Annotated in this window: 16 protein-coding genes; 9 read left to right on the top strand and 7 right to left on the bottom strand. The window is 42.8% G+C overall.

The features are described from left to right. Positions 1-72 precede the first annotated feature (72 nt). Together C9J40_RS17475 and glnA are read right to left on the bottom strand one after the other, a co-directional pair. Positions 73-654, bottom strand: coding sequence for a DUF4124 domain-containing protein (locus C9J40_RS17475; protein ID WP_107247536.1), 582 nt, complete (start codon positions 652-654; stop codon positions 73-75). Between the two features lie 141 nt (positions 655-795). After that, a complete protein-coding gene (gene glnA / locus C9J40_RS17470; RefSeq protein ID WP_005372511.1) occupies positions 796-2,205 on the bottom strand; it encodes a glutamate--ammonia ligase in 1,410 nt (469 codons plus the stop codon). A 576-nt stretch (positions 2,206-2,781) separates the two neighbouring features. Here glnA and typA point away from each other — a divergent pair. Beyond that, positions 2,782-4,608, top strand: coding sequence for a translational GTPase TypA (typA, locus tag C9J40_RS17465; protein ID WP_107207785.1), 1,827 nt, complete (start codon positions 2,782-2,784; stop codon positions 4,606-4,608). 180 nt (positions 4,609-4,788) lie between these two features. Here the strand turns inward: typA and C9J40_RS17460 are convergent, their stop codons facing one another. Continuing rightward, positions 4,789-5,427 (bottom strand): DUF2959 domain-containing protein, encoded by a 639-nt coding sequence (locus C9J40_RS17460; RefSeq protein ID WP_107207784.1) that lies wholly within the window; start codon positions 5,425-5,427, stop codon positions 4,789-4,791. A 178-nt stretch (positions 5,428-5,605) separates the two neighbouring features. Here C9J40_RS17460 and C9J40_RS17455 point away from each other — a divergent pair, with 178 nt between their 5' ends. Genes C9J40_RS17455 through C9J40_RS17445 form a run of 3 tightly spaced genes read left to right on the top strand, consistent with a single transcriptional unit; the run spans position 5,606 to position 7,933 of the window. Then, positions 5,606-6,517 carry a virulence factor BrkB family protein gene (locus tag C9J40_RS17455; protein WP_107207783.1) on the top strand — a complete coding sequence of 304 codons (912 nt, stop codon included), beginning with the start codon at positions 5,606-5,608 and terminating at the stop codon, positions 6,515-6,517. Next, complete coding sequence (gene dtd, locus C9J40_RS17450; RefSeq protein ID WP_045084559.1) at positions 6,514-6,951, top strand: D-aminoacyl-tRNA deacylase; 438 nt, start codon at positions 6,514-6,516, stop codon at positions 6,949-6,951. Before C9J40_RS17455 ends, dtd begins: the two co-directional genes overlap by 4 nt. Positions 6,952-7,009: 58 nt before the next feature. Then, a complete protein-coding gene (locus C9J40_RS17445; RefSeq protein WP_107207782.1) occupies positions 7,010-7,933 on the top strand; it encodes a bifunctional GNAT family N-acetyltransferase/hotdog fold thioesterase in 924 nt (307 codons plus the stop codon). Here C9J40_RS17445 and C9J40_RS17440 read toward each other — a convergent pair. The 4 genes from C9J40_RS17440 to hslR form a co-directional block, all read right to left on the bottom strand. Beyond that, positions 7,885-9,882 (bottom strand): AsmA family protein, encoded by a 1,998-nt coding sequence (locus C9J40_RS17440; RefSeq protein WP_107247535.1) that lies wholly within the window; start codon positions 9,880-9,882, stop codon positions 7,885-7,887. The genes C9J40_RS17445 and C9J40_RS17440 overlap by 49 nt on opposite strands. Before the next feature lie 182 nt (positions 9,883-10,064). Beyond that, on the bottom strand, positions 10,065-11,696 hold the full coding sequence (gene pckA, locus C9J40_RS17435; RefSeq protein ID WP_107207780.1) for a phosphoenolpyruvate carboxykinase (ATP): 1,632 nt from the start codon (positions 11,694-11,696) through the stop codon (positions 10,065-10,067). A gap of 303 nt (positions 11,697-11,999) precedes the next feature. Then, a complete protein-coding gene (gene hslO / locus C9J40_RS17430; RefSeq protein ID WP_107207779.1) occupies positions 12,000-12,878 on the bottom strand; it encodes an Hsp33 family molecular chaperone HslO in 879 nt (292 codons plus the stop codon). Between the two features lie 167 nt (positions 12,879-13,045). Next, positions 13,046-13,456, bottom strand: a complete 411-nt coding sequence (hslR, locus tag C9J40_RS17425; RefSeq protein ID WP_107207778.1) for a ribosome-associated heat shock protein Hsp15 — start codon at positions 13,454-13,456, stop codon at positions 13,046-13,048. A gap of 281 nt (positions 13,457-13,737) precedes the next feature. Between hslR and gspC the strand changes: the two genes are divergently transcribed. From gspC to gspG, 5 genes are read left to right on the top strand one after another with little or no spacing between them, the layout of a single operon-like run. Then, complete coding sequence (gspC, locus tag C9J40_RS17420) at positions 13,738-14,625, top strand: type II secretion system protein GspC (RefSeq protein WP_107207777.1); 888 nt, start codon at positions 13,738-13,740, stop codon at positions 14,623-14,625. Between the two features lie 60 nt (positions 14,626-14,685). After that, positions 14,686-16,698, top strand: coding sequence for a type II secretion system secretin GspD (gene gspD, locus C9J40_RS17415; RefSeq protein WP_199187123.1), 2,013 nt, complete (start codon positions 14,686-14,688; stop codon positions 16,696-16,698). Next, the gene (gene gspE / locus C9J40_RS17410) at positions 16,698-18,200 is read left to right on the top strand and encodes a type II secretion system ATPase GspE (protein WP_107247534.1); all 1,503 of its coding nucleotides are present in this window, start codon (positions 16,698-16,700) and stop codon (positions 18,198-18,200) included. The genes gspD and gspE overlap by 1 nt, the downstream gene beginning before the upstream one ends. Then, complete coding sequence (gene gspF / locus C9J40_RS17405) at positions 18,200-19,426, top strand: type II secretion system inner membrane protein GspF (protein WP_107207774.1); 1,227 nt, start codon at positions 18,200-18,202, stop codon at positions 19,424-19,426. Before gspE ends, gspF begins: the two co-directional genes overlap by 1 nt. Positions 19,427-19,445: 19 nt before the next feature. Continuing rightward, the gene (gene gspG, locus C9J40_RS17400) at positions 19,446-19,889 is read left to right on the top strand and encodes a type II secretion system major pseudopilin GspG (protein ID WP_005372551.1); all 444 of its coding nucleotides are present in this window, start codon (positions 19,446-19,448) and stop codon (positions 19,887-19,889) included. Positions 19,890-19,892 lie beyond the last annotated feature (3 nt).

Raw genomic sequence — 19,892 nt, 5'->3', positions numbered from 1 at the left:
GCACCAAATTGGTGCATTTGAGTGTAACCTGTTTATTGCTGATCGGGCACTGTTAATTGGTGAAACTGTGGATTAGCGAGGCTGTACTGGCATTGGCTTGTTCGCCTTCACTGTGGCTCGATGCAGATAAACGGTAATACTGTCTGACGATGCAATAACCTTGCCGCCTTTAACTAGTTGAATTTGTAATTGGTGGCTGCCACGATCAATGTTATCTAATGTCCAAGTGAGTTCCGTTTGAGGCTCGCCTTTCAGCACGCCATCTAATACTAATTGCGCTTGGGTTTGATTGTTAAGTTTGCTGTTGGTGACCGCATGAATATTGATGATACCTTCGTTATTGCGGATGGTTTGCTCATGCATAGGCGAAACTAAACTGACGGTTGTAATGGTTTTTGCTGGCTCTTCTACCACGGTAATATCAGTGGTTTGAGTGTCAATAGTATCTGCGGTTTGTTCAATATTGCCACTGACTTCTGTCACGCTTAAAGGGTAAGCAGTGGCATCGGGCGTTTGAGGTTGATCGGTAAAGTGCACCACGCCATTTTCATCTGTCCATGAGTAGATAGTTGAAGCATGTGTTGGTATTGATGTGACCCACATGATTGCCACAATTGTTGAGGGTATTACTTTTATAAAACGAGAGAGTTTCATCCATTAACTCCAAGTTTGATAGCACAGGGCGGAGAAATCAAAGAAACTTTATTGTCGTTGGTTTGTGAGTGACAACAAGATCAAAAAGGCCTGCTTGTGAAGCAGGCCTAAGTATTTAATGTTTAGTAATTAAGTGATTACTTAAACAGAGTAGTAAAGTTCAAACTCTAGTGGGTGAGTTGTCATGTTTACTTTCTCAACGTCTTGAGATTTCAGTGCGATGTAAGAATCGATGAAGTCATCAGAGAATACGCCGCCAGACGTTAGGAACTCACGGTCGTCGCTTAGTGCTTGTAATGCGCCTTGTAGCGATTCTGCAACTGTTGGGATTTCAGCTGCTTCTTCTGCTGGTAGGTCGTACAAGTCTTTATCCATCGCTTCGCCTGGGTGGATCTTGTTCTGGATACCGTCAAGGCCAGCCATTAGCATTGCAGCAAATGCTAGGTATGGGTTAGCCGCTGGATCACCGAAACGTACTTCGATACGACGTGCTTTAGGGCTTGGTACTACAGGAATACGGATAGACGCTGAACGGTTACGTGCAGAGTAAGCTAGCATTACTGGAGCTTCAAAGCCTGGAACTAAACGCTTGTATGAGTTCGTAGCAGGGTTAGCAAATGCGTTGATTGCACGCGCATGCTTGATGATACCACCGATGTAGTAAAGTGCCATTTCAGATAGGCCGCCGTACTTATCACCAGAGAATAGGTTTACACCATCTTTTGCTAGTGATTGGTGAACGTGCATACCAGAACCGTTATCACCTACTAGTGGCTTAGGCATAAAGGTTGCTGTTTTACCGAATGCGTGTGCAACGTTATGAACAACATACTTGTAGATCTGAATTTCATCCGCTTTTGTTGTTAGCGTGTTGAAACGTGTTGCGATTTCGTTTTGACCTGCTGTTGCTACTTCGTGGTGGTGAGCTTCAACAACTAGACCCATTTCTTCCATGATTAAACACATAGCAGAACGGATGTCTTGTGATGAATCAACAGGTGCTACTGGGAAGTAACCGCCTTTAACACCTGGACGGTGACCTTTGTTACCGCCTTCGAAATCAGAACCGGTATTCCATGCAGCTTCTACGTCATCAATTTTGAAGAAAGAGCCAGACATGTCAGTGTTAAACTTAACATCGTCAAATAGGAAGAATTCTGGCTCAGGGCCGATAAGAACCGTGTCTGCGATACCTGTTGAACGCATGAACTCTTCTGCACGCTTCGCGATAGAGCGAGGATCACGGTCGTAACCTTGCATTGTTGCTGGCTCTAAAATATCACAACGGATATTTAGCGTAGCGTCTTCAGTGAATGGGTCTAGTACCGCGCTTGATGCGTCAGGCATCATTACCATGTCTGATTCGTTGATACCCTTCCAACCTGCAACTGAAGAGCCATCAAACATTTTACCTTCTTCGAAGAAATCAGCATCAATTTGATGAGATGGGATCGAGATATGCTGTTCTTTACCTTTTGTATCGGTAAAACGTAGGTCAATAAACTTAACTTCATTTTCCTGGATCAGCGCTAGTACGTTTTCTACTGACATCTTGAGTAACCTCCGGTGTTATATAAGGGCATGGCCGCAAATCTAGTGTTGCTCATTTCTGAGAATGAGCAGTTCTGAATGTTCTTAAGCGAAAACCATGCCAATTTTTAAAAGCTTTAAGAATGCGGTTTTTACGCATTGCTAAAGCTTAATTAATCCATTTTTGCACTATCTTGATGCATTGATGCACCGTTTTGGTGCAGCGATGTGTCGTTAACAATAATAGAACATGCTTACTATCGCGATGTTAAAAATTATTGTCAATTCATAATCTCCTTAAAAAAGAGTTTTTATTATTAAAGGAGAACTGTGTACCTCTAATGATGTTTTTATCCGTAGGGAGTGAGAAAACAGGGTTAAGTGGGGATTTATGGTCTGAATAGAAGGGTTCAAAAAAATAAAATCAGGCCAAAAAGCGAGTAAAAATGCGGCTCTAGAGCATGGTCATAAAAAAGCTGGTGATATAAATCACATATTTCGTGGGTTTTGGCGTAAAATCTGTTAAATTATGAGCCGTTTTTTTAATCAAGTAGCCTCTAGTGAAGATGCTGCATGTTCTGAGTGAATGTGAAACTAATGTCTAATCAATCGATCGATAAATTAAGAAATATCGCAATTATTGCTCACGTTGACCATGGTAAAACTACCTTGGTTGATAAACTTCTACAGCAGTCTGGCACGTTAGAGGGTCGCGGCGAAGCCGAAGAACGTGTGATGGATTCTAACGATATCGAGAAAGAGCGTGGCATTACCATTCTTGCTAAGAACACAGCAATCAACTGGAATGACTACCGCATCAACATCGTAGATACCCCTGGACACGCCGATTTCGGTGGTGAAGTAGAGCGTATCATGTCTATGGTTGACTCTGTATTGCTTATCGTTGATGCAGTTGACGGCCCGATGCCTCAAACTCGTTTCGTAACGCAAAAAGCGTTTGCATACGGTCTTAAGCCAATCGTTGTTATCAACAAGATTGACCGTCCAGGTGCACGTCCTGAGTGGGTTATGGATCAAGTATTTGACCTATTCGATAACCTTGGTGCAACTGACGAACAACTAGACTTCCAAGTGGTTTACGCATCAGCACTAAACGGTTGGGCAACACTAGAAGAAGGCGAAACTGGCGAGAACATGGAACCATTGTTCCAATCTATCGTTGATAACGTTGCAGCGCCTTCAGTAGATGTTGATGGCCCACTACAGATGCAAATCTCTCAGCTAGATTACAGCTCTTACGTTGGTGTTATCGGTGTTGCGCGTATTACTCGTGGTACAGTGAAAGCTAACCAACAAGTCACTATCGTAAGTGCTGACGGTTCTAAGCGTAACGGTAAAGTAGGTACAGTTCTAGGTTACCTAGGTCTTGAGCGTCATGAAGTTGAAGAAGCGAAAGCGGGCGACATCATTGCAATCACAGGTCTTGGCGAGCTTAAGATTTCTGACACTATTTGTGATCAGAACTGTGTTGAAGCGCTAACGCCTCTTTCTGTTGATGAGCCAACAGTTACTATGACTTTCCAAGTAAACAACTCTCCGTTTGCTGGTAAAGAAGGTAAGTTCGTTACTTCACGTAACATCCTAGAGCGTCTTCAAAAAGAACTAGTACACAACGTTGCACTACGTGTTGAAGAAACAGCTGACCCAGATAAATTCCGCGTATCAGGCCGTGGTGAACTTCACCTATCTATCCTGATCGAAAATATGCGTCGTGAAGGCTACGAGCTAGCAGTATCACGTCCAGAAGTTATCATCAAAGAAGAAGACGGCCAGCTAATGGAACCGTTTGAAACTGTGACAATCGACGTGGTGGAAGAGCACCAAGGCGGTATCATGGAAAATATCGGTCTTCGTAAAGGTGAGCTAACTGATATGGCACCAGATGGTAAAGGCCGTGTTCGCATGGACTTCATGATGCCTTCTCGTGGTCTTATCGGTTTCCAAACTGAGTTCATGACACTGACTTCAGGTTCAGGTCTTCTTTACCATACGTTTGATCACTACGGTCCTCACAAGGGCGGTACTATCGGTCAGCGTAACAACGGTGTATTGATTTCTAACGCAACAGGTAAAGCACTGACTTATGCATTGTTTAACCTACAAGAGCGTGGCCGTCTATTTGCTGAGCACGCAGACGAAGTTTACGAAGGTCAGATCATCGGTATTCATAACCGTTCTAACGACCTTACAGTTAACTGCCTGAAAGGTAAGCAGCTTACAAACGTTCGTGCTTCTGGTACTGACGAAGCGCAAACTCTTTCTCCAGCTATCAAGTACACACTTGAGCAAGCACTAGAATTCATCGATAACGATGAACTAGTAGAAGTGACACCTTTAAGCATCCGTATTCGTAAGAAACTTCTTACTGAAAACGATCGTAAGCGTGCTGGTCGTACAAAGTAATTACTGATTAATTTCATTAGTTATTAAGCAATCCCTCGGTTGGTAACAATCGGGGGATTGTTGTATCTGAAGGGTGGAAATATGGGGGGATTGTGGCGAATGGTTGAAGATAAGTGTCGGGCAGGGAAGTTAGGGCAAAGAAAAGGTGAGCCGCTGGCGCTGACTCACCTTGTCGATAGCTTATTTCTTTAGATGACCAATAAAGCGGTTAGATTCTGCAATAGCGCTGTTCATATCGCGGATTGCTTGTTGGATCTCGCGTTGCAGTGAGTTGAACTCACCTTGTAGTGAGCCAATGGCGGCAGCATTTAGGTTATGCTTTAGGTATAATGTGTTATCACGCAAAGTATCTAACACCGGCTCCATTTTTTGCTCTGCACGTTTCATCGCAGATAGCATTTTTTGATACTGTACTTTGGTAGCGCGTAGCTTGTTTGCACTATCACGTTTCAGTGTTGCACTCTTATAAAGCGCAAGCTCGTCATTCCATTCTTCAAACAATGCATCAGCCACATCTTCAATAGCAGCGATACGATCTTTGACTTTATTGACTGCTGCTTCACTGTCTTTGTATTGATCATTAACGTCATTGTATGCGGCTTCTAACTCACCACCATTGAAATTATTTAATGCTTTAAGCCCTTCAAGCGCACTGGTAAATTGCTGTTGTGCATCTTTTTGTGCTGCGTTGGCGTCTTCTACCCGATCAACCATGATGTCACGTTTGTGGACGCCAACTTGCTCCATCGCTGAGTAATAGGCTGATTGACAGCCTGAAAGTAAGCTAACGCTAAGTAAAATAGCAAGAAAATAAGGCATGTTATGCTCCTAGTAAGGCATGCTGCGCTGAAATAAATCAATCTTAACGTTTGTTCTAACAAGAGAGAATTGATTGATAAGACGCAAATAAAGAGTTGAGAGAAGGCAAAAAAATGAAAGCCTTTTCACAATGTGTATAAGATTAATAGAACAAAGTTATAAGGCTGACAACAAACCAATGGCGAAGTTGCAATTAGGTCCCAAAATCCATCTGATGATGGATTATTTTTCGTATTTAATCCAGCGAGTGAATCATGATCGTTTAACGGTTACCGCAGGCTCAATGGCTTATGTCACTTTATTATCACTGGTGCCGCTCATTACTGTTGTTATTTCGGCGTTATCAGCAGTGCCAGTATTTGCAGGGCTCGGTGAGCAATTACAAAACTTTGTGATCGAGAATTTCGTACCAGCGGCTGGCGCGGTCGTGAAAACCTACTTAAATGAGTTCGTTTCTAATGCTGGCAAAATGACGGCTGTCGGTATTGCGGCTTTGTTTGTGGTTGCCATGATGTTGATTTCATCAATAGATACCTCGTTAAATTATATCTGGCGAATTAAACAGAAACGTCGTTGGGTTATTTCATTTTCAATCTATTGGATGATTTTAACGTTAGGACCGATTCTGTTGGGTTCTAGTATTGCGGTAAGCTCTTACCTTGGTTCACTGGCATTGCTTGAACATCAAGCATTACACGGCCTTTTACAGCAGTCCTTACGCTGGTTTCCTTCTCTTATGTCTAGCTTGGCATTTTTATTGCTCTACTTATTAGTGCCGAATGGTAAAGTGACGTTCCGCCATGCACTGATTGGTAGTCTAAGTGCGAGTATTTTATTTGAGCTAAGTAAGAAAGGTTTTGCGATTTACCTCGCGCATTTTCATTCTTATCAGATGATTTACGGCGCCTTAGCTGCAATTCCTATCTTATTTGTTTGGATTTATTTATGTTGGTGCATTGTTTTACTGGGCGCAGAGATCACCGCTAGTTTAGGTGAGCGTGGTTTTTGGGATCAGGCTAATCAGTTATCATTACCGACAGAGCAAAAATCGGATGACACGTCGCAGAATATGAAAGAGGAAGAAAAATGATTGCACTGATCCAACGAGTTACTGAGGCTAGCGTGACAGTGGATGGACAGATCACTGGCGCCATTGGCAAAGGCTTGTTAGTGCTGTTAGGCGTTGAAAAAGGTGATGACGAAGCAAAAGCACAAAAGCTGCGTGATAAAGTGCTCGGTTACCGTGTCTTTAGTGATGACGATGGCAAAATGAATTTAAACGTGCAGCAGGCGGGTGGCAGTGTGTTGGTGGTTTCACAATTTACGTTAGCGGCGGATACTAAAAAGGGTATGCGGCCAGGTTTTTCGAGTGGGGCTGCACCTGTTGATGCTGAACGTCTTTATGAATATTTTGTCGAACAATGTAAGGTAAAAGAAATTCAGACAGAAACGGGTATCTTTGCTGCCGATATGCAAGTAGCACTAAATAACGATGGTCCAGTGACGTTTTGGCTACAAGTCTAGAAAATCACATTAGTATCAGATATACACCATAAACCGAGAATGGAAAGAGAGGGAATTCATGTTTCGATTAGTGACGCCTCAAACAGATGAGCAGTTGGCGAGCTATTACCATTTTCGTTGGCGGATGTTGCGTGAACCTTGGCAGATGCCACAAGGCTCTGAACGTGATGCGTATGATGAATTGAGTGAACATCGTATGATCATCAATAATCGTGATCAGGTGGTGGCGATTGGGCGTTTATATTTAACGCCTGATAATGAGGGACAAGTACGTTACATGGCGGTTGATCCTAATGTTCGCCGCCATGGTTTAGGTGGCTTAATTTTAATGGCTTTAGAGTCACTCGCAAGGCAAGACGGTGCTAAGCGGATGGTGTGTAATGCCCGTGAAGATGCTATTCCTTTTTATTTAAAAAATGGTTTTGCCAGTGAAGGTGAATTGAGTGATGAGCGAGGTCCTGTTCGTCACCAACAAATGCTGAAACATCTAGAGCCATTAAATGAAGTTGTGCGTCATCCTGAATGGTGTCAGGAGTTACAAACACTGTGGCAACAACAGATCCCGATCAGCGATAAAATGGGGATAAAAATCAACCAATACACAGGTTATCGCTTTGAGGTGAGTGCGCTGTTTAATGCTAATTTAAACCCCAATGAGTTTATGTTTGCGGGGAGCATTTTTACCATGGCAACCTTAGCGGGATGGGGTTTTATTTGGTTATTGCTGAAAGAACGTGGATTAGAGGGCAATATCATTTTGGTTGATAGCCATATCCGTTATTCAGCCCCTGTGACTGAACGACCTAAAGCGGTGAGCACCATAGAAAACTTACGCGGTGATATTGATCGCTTAGCGAAAGGTCGTAAAGGTCGTATCAGTGTCGATGTGAATGTGTATAGCGGTGGTAAAGTTGCTTCCAGTTTTACCGGTACTTATTTGATCTTGCCGCTACACGTTGAAAACGAATTCACTTCTATTTGATCGGCATGCCAACGACGATCGACTTGTTGGCAGTTTTCCTTTAATACCCACTCCAGTTGTTGCTGTGTTGGGAGCGCCAGATCCCATTGACTGGTGAGTGATAGGCTAAAATTATCATTGCTTGCGAGCCAAGTAGGAATGGTAATTCTTCCCCTTTCAGCCGTGATATTCAGTGGCGATAGTATTAATGCTTGAGCATTACTATCGCTATTTTCATTGCTGCTACCTAATACCGTACCGAGTAAATTCCCTTTTGTTTTCCAATGAGTGAGTAATTGGGTTGGTGCAATATTATCTAAATGAATATCTCTAAAGGTGAGAGCGGTTTGTCCAGATAAACTGTAATTGAAGCTTTGGCGATTACTTGCTAATCCTTGTGCGTGTAATGTTCCGTCAATTTTACCGTTTAATGGCAGTGGTAATTTGAACCAACGATAAATGAGAGCAGCGGGAACACTATCGCTAGAGATAGAAAGAGACCAAGGCTGACCTTGTTGTGCTAATTGAATATCCGCATTCGCTGTTAGCATGCCATCAGTAAAAGGTAAGACAAATTTATTGATCGCCCAATCGCCATTGGCACTGCTCATTTCTACAATCGGATCGATAAAAACAATTTGGTTGATGCTGGCAAAGCCAAGGCTGGTATCAAGGTTGCCTTGCCATAAGCCCCATTGATGCTGATGCTTTACTACTACACCATTACCATCAATGTTGATCCCGGCGAGTTGAAACGGTAGCTGAGTGTCTGTTGATGTTAACTGTATATTATTGATATCAAGCTTATCGATAGTTAGCTCTGATAGCCTTGAGGTTAATGTTTTTGTCGTATGGAACCAGTGTGGAGGAAGAAAGCCTTTTATTCCTGAGACCAACAATTTTTTTAGTTTGATCTTGTCAGGTGAAATGTCACCATCCATACGTATATAACCATTGAGTAACTGAGCCGAAATACCCTGACTGTTGATCTTTTCCGGCATAAAATTCAGCTCAACGATCGGTTGTTCAAATACGATATCGTGCCATTTCGCATTACTGGCACTGACAGATAAATGGGCGTTATCTTGTTGCCAGTAACTGTTAGGCCATGACCAGTTTTCTAATGACAAACTAATATTATCAGCAGCCCAAATAGGTTGTTCAATACTACTATCTAAAACGTCAGCGCGTTTAATCATGATATGACGAACGGGTGTGGCATCTGCTAACCATTTCGGCCATGCGGCTAATGGTTGTGATTGTTGGATCCGAAGGTTGGTTAGCGTGAGTTGATCTAACGTTAATAACTGGGTGTCACTGTTATAGTTTGCCGTACCATTAAAGTTCGCTTGTTGCCATCTCCCTGAAAATCCTGTCAGTTGCCACTGTTGCTTCTGTTTTGTCCCGTTTAATAACAGATTTTCTAGCGTTTGATTGTGCCATGTTATTTGTGGAACGCTTAATTGAAACTGCCCGCTAAATTGCAGCCACCAAGGTTGCTGAGGATCAATATATTGCCAATTATCGATTTGAAGCTGTGCATGGTTGATTGTTATCGCGGGAGTGGCTATTGAGAGATCATTAATTGCTAAACGATCAATAGAAAAGGCTGAGAGTTGTTCAAATTTATCCCATTGCTGATGATGTAAATCGATCCCATCAATAATGACATTGGAAAACACCAGACGCTGCGTTTGTAATGAACGTGATGAAAGTTCGAGAGAGATACTGTCAACTGACAATAAGGTTTTATTCGCCTTTTTTACAGTGAGTGGTTGAAGCGTTATTTGTAGTGGTTGTTTTATATCATAGTGTAATTGTGTTTCAGCTAACTGATAGTGGGAGAAAAAGGCGAGGGTATGGTTGAGTATGGGAGTGGCATAGCGGGTTTGCAGCAATACGAGCAGTGCCACAATACTCAGTCCGCCAAGCAGTAATACAGAAGCAATAAGTTTGGCAACCCAACGCATAATTCATTCCCTGAAAGCCATTAACACATTTTATTATCTATATGATGAGATTGGCGCAAATATCAGTACTTGGCAAGATATGTGAGTCGGATTTGAGGCACGCTATGGTTTTGAATTTATAGTAGATCAGTGATGTGAGAGATAAAAAAGCCCCTACCGATAGGGGCTGGGTTGTTTGACACTTAATCGAGCTGCGGGCCTGCTTTGACTAAAGACTCGCCTTCTGCGGTATCAGTATATTTATCGAAGTTTGCGATAAATCGACTGGCAAGATCTTTGGCTTTACTTTCCCATTGTAGTGGGTCGGTATAGGTATCACGAGGATCTAGAATTTCAGAGGCGACACCGGGTAATGCCGTTGGTACGGTTAAATTGAAAATAGGAATTTGTTTGGTTGGTGCGCTATCAATTGAGCCATCTAAAATCGCATCGATAATGCCACGAGTATCTTGGATCGAAATACGTTTACCGGTGCCATTCCAGCCTGTATTGACTAAGTAGGCTTCAGCTCCCGCAGCTTCCATACGTTTCACTAACACTTCAGCATATTTTGTTGGGTGGAGGGTTAAAAAAGCATTACCAAAACATGCAGAGAAAGTCGGTGTCGGCTCTGTAATACCACGTTCCGTTCCCGCGAGTTTTGCAGTAAAACCTGATAAGAAGTGATATTTAGTTTGCTCGGGGGTTAGCTTTGATACCGGAGGTAATACACCAAAAGCATCTGCCGATAAGAAAATAACCTTATTGGCATGGCCACCTTTTGAGATAGGTTTTACGATATTATTGATATGATAAATCGGGTAAGACACGCGAGTGTTTTCTGTTTTTGAATTATTATTAAAATCGATAGAACCATCATTACGTACGGTTACGTTCTCCAGTAACGCATCACGACGAATAGCATGGTAGATATCAGGTTCAGCTTCTTTTGAAAGATTAATGGTTTTTGCATAACATCCACCTTCAAAGTTAAACACACCGTTGTCATCCCAACCATGCTCATCATCACCAATTAATGCTCGCTTAGGATCCGTTGATAAGGTTGTTTTACCTGTGCCAGATAAGCCAAAAAAGATAGCGGTATCACCATTTTCCCCTATATTGGCAGAGCAATGCATAGAGGCAATGCCTTTGAGAGGTAAAAAGTAGTTCATCATCGCGAACATCCCTTTTTTCATCTCACCGCCATACCATGTACCGCCAATAAGTTGCATTTTTTCAGAGAGGTTAAATACCGTGAAGTTCTCTGAGTTCATGCCGTGCTCTTGCCATTTAGGATTAGTACACTTCGAGCCATTCATGATCACAAAGTCGGGCTCAAATGTTGCTAACTCTGCTTCTGTTGGGCGAATAAACATGTTTTTAACGAAGTGTGCTTGCCAAGCGACTTCAGTGATCACTCGAATACATATACGTGTATCAGGGTTAGCGCCACAATAGCCATCTACCACAAAAAGACGTTTGTTAGAGAGTTGCGCTGTTACGAGAGATTTAAGATCATGCCATGCTTGTTGGCTAAGTGGTTTATTATCGTTTTTGCCTTGATCTGACCACCACAAGGTATCTTGGGTGGTGTCGTCTTTGACAATAAATTTATCTTGTGGTGAACGACCAGTAAATATCCCTGTATCAACAGCAATTGCACCGAGCTCGGTGACAATGCCTTTTTCAAACCCTTTTAACTCTGTTTTCGTCTCTTCTGCGAACAGTATTTCGTAAGAAGGATTACGAATCACATCTGTAACATTGAGTATTCCGTATTGGGACAAATCCATGTTCGTTGCAACCTTATTATCGACACACATTGTGCTCATTGGCGCTCCTTGGGTAAGATGTTGTTTAACTATTAACCATAACGGGCTAAATCAGGGATATACATCATAAATAACCCTAGCTTTTGCAAAGGCTAACGGGCGTGTGAATTAGATGTTTTTATTTAGTTTACAGGGCGGTTAAAGCAGAAATCTAGGGGGTTGAATTATTATTTCTGGTGAAAAAAGAAGCGCTTTTTAGTGATTCACTTTCAAGTTTTAGCTGGAATGTTGTTTTGCAATATGAGAAAGCCGGCATATATGCCGGCTTTGTAATTATATTTCAGGCTTAATACGAAGCGAGAATTAATGAACCTTGCTATCGTCAGCATTGCCTGCATTTTCACGAAGTGCTGCAATATCAATGCTATCGAAGTCATAGTCGGTACCACAGTAATCACAATGCAGTGATACTTTTCCATCTTCCGCTAAGATTTTTTCAATCTCGTCAGGGTGAAGGCTAATAACTGCTGAACCACTACGATCACGAGAGCAGCTACATTCAAAGCTGACGGCTTGTGGTTCGAATACTTTTACTTCTTCTTGGTGGTATAAACGGTACAGTAGATCTTGTGCATCTAAGCTAAATAGTTCGTCATCTTTTACCGTATCAGTAATTGTTTCTAAGTGCTCAAAATCGCTTTCACCGCCCTGACCATCGGGCATTACTTGTAATAGCATACCCGCAGCTTTAGGTTGGCCTTCAAACTCACCGGTACGTAGCCAGATACGTGTTTTTAGCTGCTCAGAGTTTTTAAAGTAAGTCTCTAAACATTCCGCCATGGTTTCACCTTCAAGACCAACGACACCTTGGTAACGCTCACCTTTGGTAGGAAGGATTGTGATCACCATGTAGCCTTTGCCCATTAGATCATGGATAGTGCTACCGTCTTTAATGTCACCTTCCCAACGAGCTACACCACGTAGCTTTTGGTTCTGATCGCCATTAATCACAGCGAGGCTAACAGGACCATCACCTTGTAATTGTACGGTGATTGAGCCTTCAAATTTTAGCGTTGCTGTTAATAGACTGGTTGCGACTAACAATTCACCAAGTAGTGTTTTGATTGGTGCTGGGTACTCAGTGGTTGAAAGAATTTGTTGGTAAGTATCACCTAACTGTACTAACTCACCACGTACTGAAACGCCATCAAATAGGTAACGGTTTAAAAAATCTTGTGTCATTTTCTCTTTCTCTCCAGCTGTGGTGCCAACCCTGCATCATATTTGGTAGTGCATCTAAGTGCGTTATACCCAGTATTTCAATGAACTCATGTGGCTCAGCATTTGGCTTACTTGATATAAAGTACTCTGCTATTACCAACGATGAATTGATTAAGGCTGGCAACCTTTTATTCTGATGTATTGATGTTTTTGAATCTCATGATGTCACGACGCTGTTTTTTATCTGGTCGTTTGATCGGACTCGGACTATCAAAAGCATTGAGTTTGCGCATTTGTGCATGGCGTTCCCGTAATTCAATACTTTGTGCTGTTTCTTGATATAGCAATTGTGCTTCCGGTGCACCACGGCGGGTATCAGAGATTTTTTCGATGGTAACGGTCTTTTCATCGTTACCTTGGCGCAATTTTACTTCTGCGCCAACTTCAACCATCTTACTTGGTTTTGAGCGTTGTCCGTTATATTGCACTTTGCCGCCATCTATCATCGTGCGAGCAACAGAACGTGTTTTATAAAAACGTGCAGCCCATAACCATTTATCAAGACGAACCTGTTTTAGTTCGGATGTCGCTTGACCCATAACGGTTCCTTTATTCAAAGGGGCGATAAAATATCATATTGTTTTAATAGCGTCAGCTATCACCTATTTCTAATAAATGGTGATGTTAATCGGGGTTTTCAATCATCAAGCAAGAATTTATTACAAATTATCGTTAGTCTTTTGAGTAATTTGCTTCTTTTTTACAATAATGAATAGCATTCAATGTGTTAAAAAGAGATCATAAAAGTTGATTACAATACCCCTTGTTTATATAGGGAGCGATAATATACCTCCCGATATTCATTGAATGGATTTCCACTATGCAAGTATCTACATGGCTGCCCATGATAATCACAAAGCGCCCGCTATCTCAGCGTACACTTACACGACTACTAACGTGGCTACTAGTGGTTATTTTAGCGTGGATTTCTGGTCGTATGGTGTGGATGTTATTAGCGCCGCCAGCGACAGTGGCACCTTGGCAAGCGAAGTCAGTAAAAGTGGCTACATCAGGATCTGATATTAATGTCGGTAACTTATTGTCCATGAATCTATTTGGGCAATATAACGCGCAGCCAAAGCCGGTTGAAGCCACGGTTAAAAAAGACGCGCCACAAACGCGATTGAATTTAAAGTTGGTTGGGGTTGTCGCGAGCAGTGATCCTCAATCCGCCTTTGCCGTGATCACAAACAACGGTAAGCAGAATACTTATGGTGTCAATGAAGTTGTTGATGGTACCCGTGTGACATTAAAAGCGGTGTATAACGATCGCGTTATTATTAGCAATAGTGGTCGTGATGAAACCGTGATGCTTGAGGGATTAAAATTCTCTAAATCAGCCCAGCCAGCTACGCAAAAATCAACCTCGAATAACGCGACTAAACCGAATGTCGACAGCTCGAAATTAGCTGAGATCAAAAAGAAAATTTTAGCTCAACCTCAATCTCTATTTAGTTATATCCGCTTATCTCAAGTGAAGAAGGATGGCGAAGTACAGGGATATCGAGTGAATCCGGGTAAAGACCGAATTTTATTTGATTCTGTTGGCCTGAAAGCGAATGATTTAGCGGTGGCGATTAACGGAAATAGCCTGACCGATCCAAGTGTGATGGCAAAGCTCTGGGCTGAGCTTTCTTCAGCGACTGATTTTACTTTGACGGTTGAACGCGGCGGTCAAGTTCATGATATTCACATTGAACTGCAATAATAGCAGTGCATTGCGTGACAAAAAAAGACGAAAACGCAGGAGTTTTTTGTGAAAAAATTAATGGGTAAAAGTGCCCTATGGTTAGCAAGTAGCTTGCTTTGTAGTTCGGCAATGGCTGATGAGCTAAGTGCTAATTTCAAAGGGACAGATATTCAAGAGTTCATCAATATTGTTGGACGTTCATTACATAAGACGATCATTATTGATCCTGCGGTTCGTGGTCAGGTAAATGTGCGCAGTTATGATCTTCTTAATGATGAGCAGTATTACCGTTTCTTCCTTAACGTATTGGAAGTCTATGGTTTTGCTGTTGTGGAAATGGAAGATGGCGTACTCAAAGTTATTCGTGATAAAGATGCCAAAACCTCAGCGATCCCAGTTGTGGGCGCGAATGACAGTAATGTGCCTGGTGATGCTGTGGTTACGCGTGTGATTGCAGTAAAAAACGTGTCAGTGCGAGAGCTCTCCCCATTATTACGCCAACTTAACGATAATGCGGGTGCGGGTAACGTTGTTCACTACGATCCTGCCAATATCATTATGATCACTGGTCGTGCTGCGGTGGTTAACCGCTTAGCGGATATTATTGAGCGTGTCGATCGTGCTGGTAATAAAGACGTGACCGTCGTGTCGCTGAATAATGCTTCAGCACCTGAGATGGTGCGTATCGTTGAGGCGTTAAATAAAAGTGCTGATGCGAAATCAACCCCAGGATTTTTGATCCCGAAAGCGGTAGCAGATGAGCGTACCAACTCAGTATTAATTTCAGGCGATCCTAAAGTTCGGGAACGTTTAAAAGCCTTGATTCATAAGCTTGACAAAGAAATGGCAGCAAGCGGCAACAGTCGCGTTATTTACTTAAAATACGCCAAAGCCGCTGATATGGTTGATGTGTTAAAAGGCGTGTCTGAAAATATCCAAGCGGCAAATAAGAGTAACACGCCACAAGTGAGTCAATCGAGTAAAGATGAAGTCATGATTTCTGCGCATGACGCGACTAACTCTCTGATTATCTCTGCGCCAAGTGATGTGATGAATAAACTTGAGTCGATTATCTCTCAATTAGATATTCGTCGTGCCCAAGTCCATATCGAAGCCATGATTGTTGAAGTACAAGAAGGTGATGGTGTCGATTTCGGTGTGCAGTGGGGCTCACAAGACGGCGGTGTTATCCAGTTTGGTAACAGTGGTGCACCAATTGGTGGTTTGCTATCTGCGCAAGAAGCAGCGAAAGACAAAACGACAACACAAAAACGTTACGATCCTGATACTGGTGCGGAATTACCCCCTATCGTGACGACAGAAAGTGGTGATTTAGCACCAATGGCTGCTTTCCTTGGTGGTGTGAAAGGGGCTGCTGCTGCAATTGCATTGGGTGATTGGACTGCGTTAGTGACAGCCGTTCAAGCAAACCGAAATGTGAATGTATTATCGACACCGAATATCACGGTATTGGATAACCAAGAAGCGAATTTATCGGTTGGTCAGGAAGTCCCTGTGACGACTGGTTCACAAACCGGCTCTAATAACGATAATCCGTTTACTACGGTTGAACGTAAGGATGTCGGTATTCGACTTAAAGTCACCCCGCAGATCAACGAAGGGGACTCGGTTCAAATGAAGATTGAACAAGTTGTCTCGCAAGTGGCTGATGCTAATGGTGCCGTTGATATTCGTTTTGATAAGCGAGAGCTAACCACATCGGTATTGGTTAAAGACGGTAACATGATCGCTTTAGGTGGCTTAATGCAAGAGAAGACCCTTGAATCTGAGCAAAGAGTACCGATTTTAGGTGATATTCCTGTGCTTGGTGCGTTATTCCGCTCTACCAATAACCAAACTGAAAAAACCAACCTAATGGTTTTCATTCGCCCAACTATTTTACGTGATGGGATGAGTGCTGACGGTTTGACTCAGCGTAAATACAACTATATTCGTGCGCAGCAGTTATACAAAGCAGAGCAAGGTATGCGCTTGATGGACGCAGATATGCCGGTATTACCAAAATACGGTGAAGACATGGATTTACCAGCTGAAGTGCGTGCCTTTGTTTCTCAGTTGGAGCAACACTAATGGCTGATGGGTTTTTAGAAACAGAATCAATGGTAACGTTTCGATTACCTTTCTCTTTTGCCAAACGCCATCATGTGGTGGTAGAGGCTGGTGAGCAAGGATGGCAACTCTATTTCAGTGGACAACTGTCTGCTGCAGTACTTGCTGAAGTGCGTCGAGTGCTAGGTTGCTGTTTTACGCCCATCGCATTAAATGACAGTGAGTTTGAGCAAAAGTTAACACAAGCATACCAACGTGATTCATCAGAAGCACGCCAGTTAATGCAAGATTTGGGCTCTGATAGCGATGATTTCTTTGCGCTTGCTGAAGACTTACCTGAAACAGAAGATTTGCTGGAATCGGAAGATGATGCACCTATTATCAAATTGATCAATGCCATGTTGGCCGAAGCGATCAAAGAAGGGGCATCTGATATCCACATCGAAACCTTTGAAAAAGTACTGTCAATCCGTTTTCGTATTGATGGCATGTTACGTGAAGTCTTACAGCCAAGTCGTAAATTGGCACCGCTGCTTGTTTCACGTATTAAGGTTATGGCAAAGCTTGATATTGCAGAAAAACGTATTCCTCAAGATGGTCGTATTTCACTGCGAATTGGTGGTCGTGCGGTTGATGTACGTGTATCAACCATGCCTTCTTCTCATGGTGAGCGAGTCGTATTGCGTTTATTAGATAAAAACGCGACACGCCTTGATTTGCATAGCTTAGGTATGACGTCGGAAAATCATCAAGCGTTTAGAAAAATCATCGAGCGTCCACACGGTATTATCTTGGTCACAGGTCCGACAGGTTCGGGTAAGTCCACGACGTTGTATGCGGGTTTGCAAGAGCTAAACAGTGCTGAGCGCAATATCTTAACCGTCGAAGATCCGATTGAATTTGATATTGATGGCATTGGACAAACTCAAGTTAATAGCAAAGTTGATATGACGTTTGCGCGAGGTTTGCGTGCCATTCTTCGTCAAGATCCCGATGTGGTGATGATCGGTGAGATCCGTGATTTAGAAACTGCAGCTATTGCTGTTCAAGCATCACTGACAGGCCATATGGTGTTATCTACCCTCCACACTAATACTGCGGTCGGGGCGATCACCCGTTTACGTGATATGGGTATTGAACCTTTCTTAGTGTCATCGTCATTGCTTGGGGTGTTAGCCCAGCGATTAGTGCGTACGCTATGTCAAGATTGTCGTCAGCCTTATGAAGCCGATAGCCAGCAGAAAAAGCTATTTAATTTAGCTGAATCTGAACCACTGACATTATATCGCCCATCTGGTTGTGAGTACTGTAACCAAAAAGGTTATCGTGGTCGTACGGGTATTCATGAACTATTGCTGGTGGATGAACAAGTACAAGAGTTGATCCATGGCGAGGCGGGTGAGCAAGCGATTGAGAAATACGTGCGTCAATATACACCGAGTATTCGTGATGATGGTTTAGCGAAAGCACGTCAAGGGATCACCACACTTGAAGAAGTGATGCGTGTGACGAAGGAGGGCTAATGGCGGCATTTGAATATAAAGCCTTAGATGCCAAAGGCCGACAGAAAAAAGGGGTGATTGAGGGGGATACTGCCCGTCAAGTACGCCAACAATTACGTGAAAAAGGCATGGTGCCGATAGAGGTTACTCAAACCTCAGGTCAAAGTCGCAGTAAAACCCCGACGCGTAAACAGTTCAGCTTTAAACGTGGGATCAGTACCAATGAACTTGCCCTGATCACCCGTCAGTTAGCAACACTGGTACAAGCCTCAATGCCATTAGAAGAATGTATCAAGGCGGTTGCTGAGCAAAACGAAAAGCCACGTCTAAAAAACATTTTATTGGCGGTGCGTTCTCGGGTAGTAGAAGGATATACCTTAGCTGACAGTATGGCGGAATATCCTCATATTTTTGACCAACTCTTTCGCGCCATGGTGGCGGCGGGAGAAAAATCGGGCCACCTTGATACGATTTTAAATCGTTTGGCAGACTACACCGAAAACCGGCAACAAATGCGCAGTAAATTACAGCAAGCGATGATCTATCCCATCATGTTAACGCTTGTCGCTGTGTCTGTGGTGGCATTTTTGCTAGCAACGGTTGTGCCTAAAATTGTCGATCAATTTGTACAAATGGGGCAACAATTACCCACCATTACCGAAGTGTTATTGGCAGCAAGTAATTTTGTTCAGCATTGGGGATTAGTGGTCGTTGTGGTGATTGTATCAATCATTGCTTTGATCAAGACAGCCCTCAAGCAGCCTAAGTATCGGATGAAGTGGGATCGCGGGATCTTACATGTACCAGTGATTGGTAAAGTCGCACGAGGGTTAAATACCTCACGTTTTGCGCGAACATTATCGATTTGTACATCCAGTGCGATTCCATTACTGGATGGGATGAAGGTCGCTTCTGATGTTATGACCAATACGTATGTGAATAAGAAAATTTTATCTGCCGCAGATAATGTACGTGAGGGGGGAAGTCTACGAGTATCCCTTGAGCAAACCAAATTGTTCCCACCGATGATGCTACACATGATCGCGAGTGGTGAACGAAGTGGCGAGTTAGAGCAAATGCTAACCCGTGCAGCAGATAACCAAGATCGTGATTTTGAATCACTTGTTAATATGGCACTAGGGGTCTTTGAGCCATTATTAATTGTCGCTATGGCTGGGGTGGTAATGTTTATTGTTATCGCAACCTTAATGCCAATTATTGAACTGAACAACATGGTTGGGATGTAGTTTTTCTTCGGAGGTTTTAATGCAACAAAAACAACGTGGTTTTACCCTATTAGAAGTAATGGTGGTAATTGTTATTTTGGGCGTATTGGCGAGTTTAGTCGTTCCCAATCTATTAGGTAACAAAGAAAAAGCTGACCAACAAAAAGTTGTGACAGATATTAGTGCGCTTGAACAGTCTTTAGAAATGTACAAGTTAGATAACAGCGTATATCCAACAACCGATCAAGGTTTAGAGGCATTGGTGACAAAGCCGTCTTCTTCTCCTGAGCCGCGTAATTACCGTGATGGTGGTTATATTAAGCGTCTACCTAAAGATCCTTGGGGTTATGAGTACCATTATGTGGCACCAGGTGAACATGGCGCGATTGATATCTTTAGCTTAGGCGCAGATGGTCAAGAAGGTGGTGATGGTGTGAATACCGACATCGGTAACTGGAATATGTTGGATTACAACAAGAAGTAATAA

It is taken from the genome of Photobacterium sp. GB-72 (genome assembly GCF_003026095.1).
In the GTDB taxonomy this organism is placed as follows: domain Bacteria; phylum Pseudomonadota; class Gammaproteobacteria; order Enterobacterales; family Vibrionaceae; genus Photobacterium.
The sequence above is the reverse complement of the archived record's forward strand: the minus strand, read 5'-3'. Positions and strand labels throughout refer to the sequence as shown.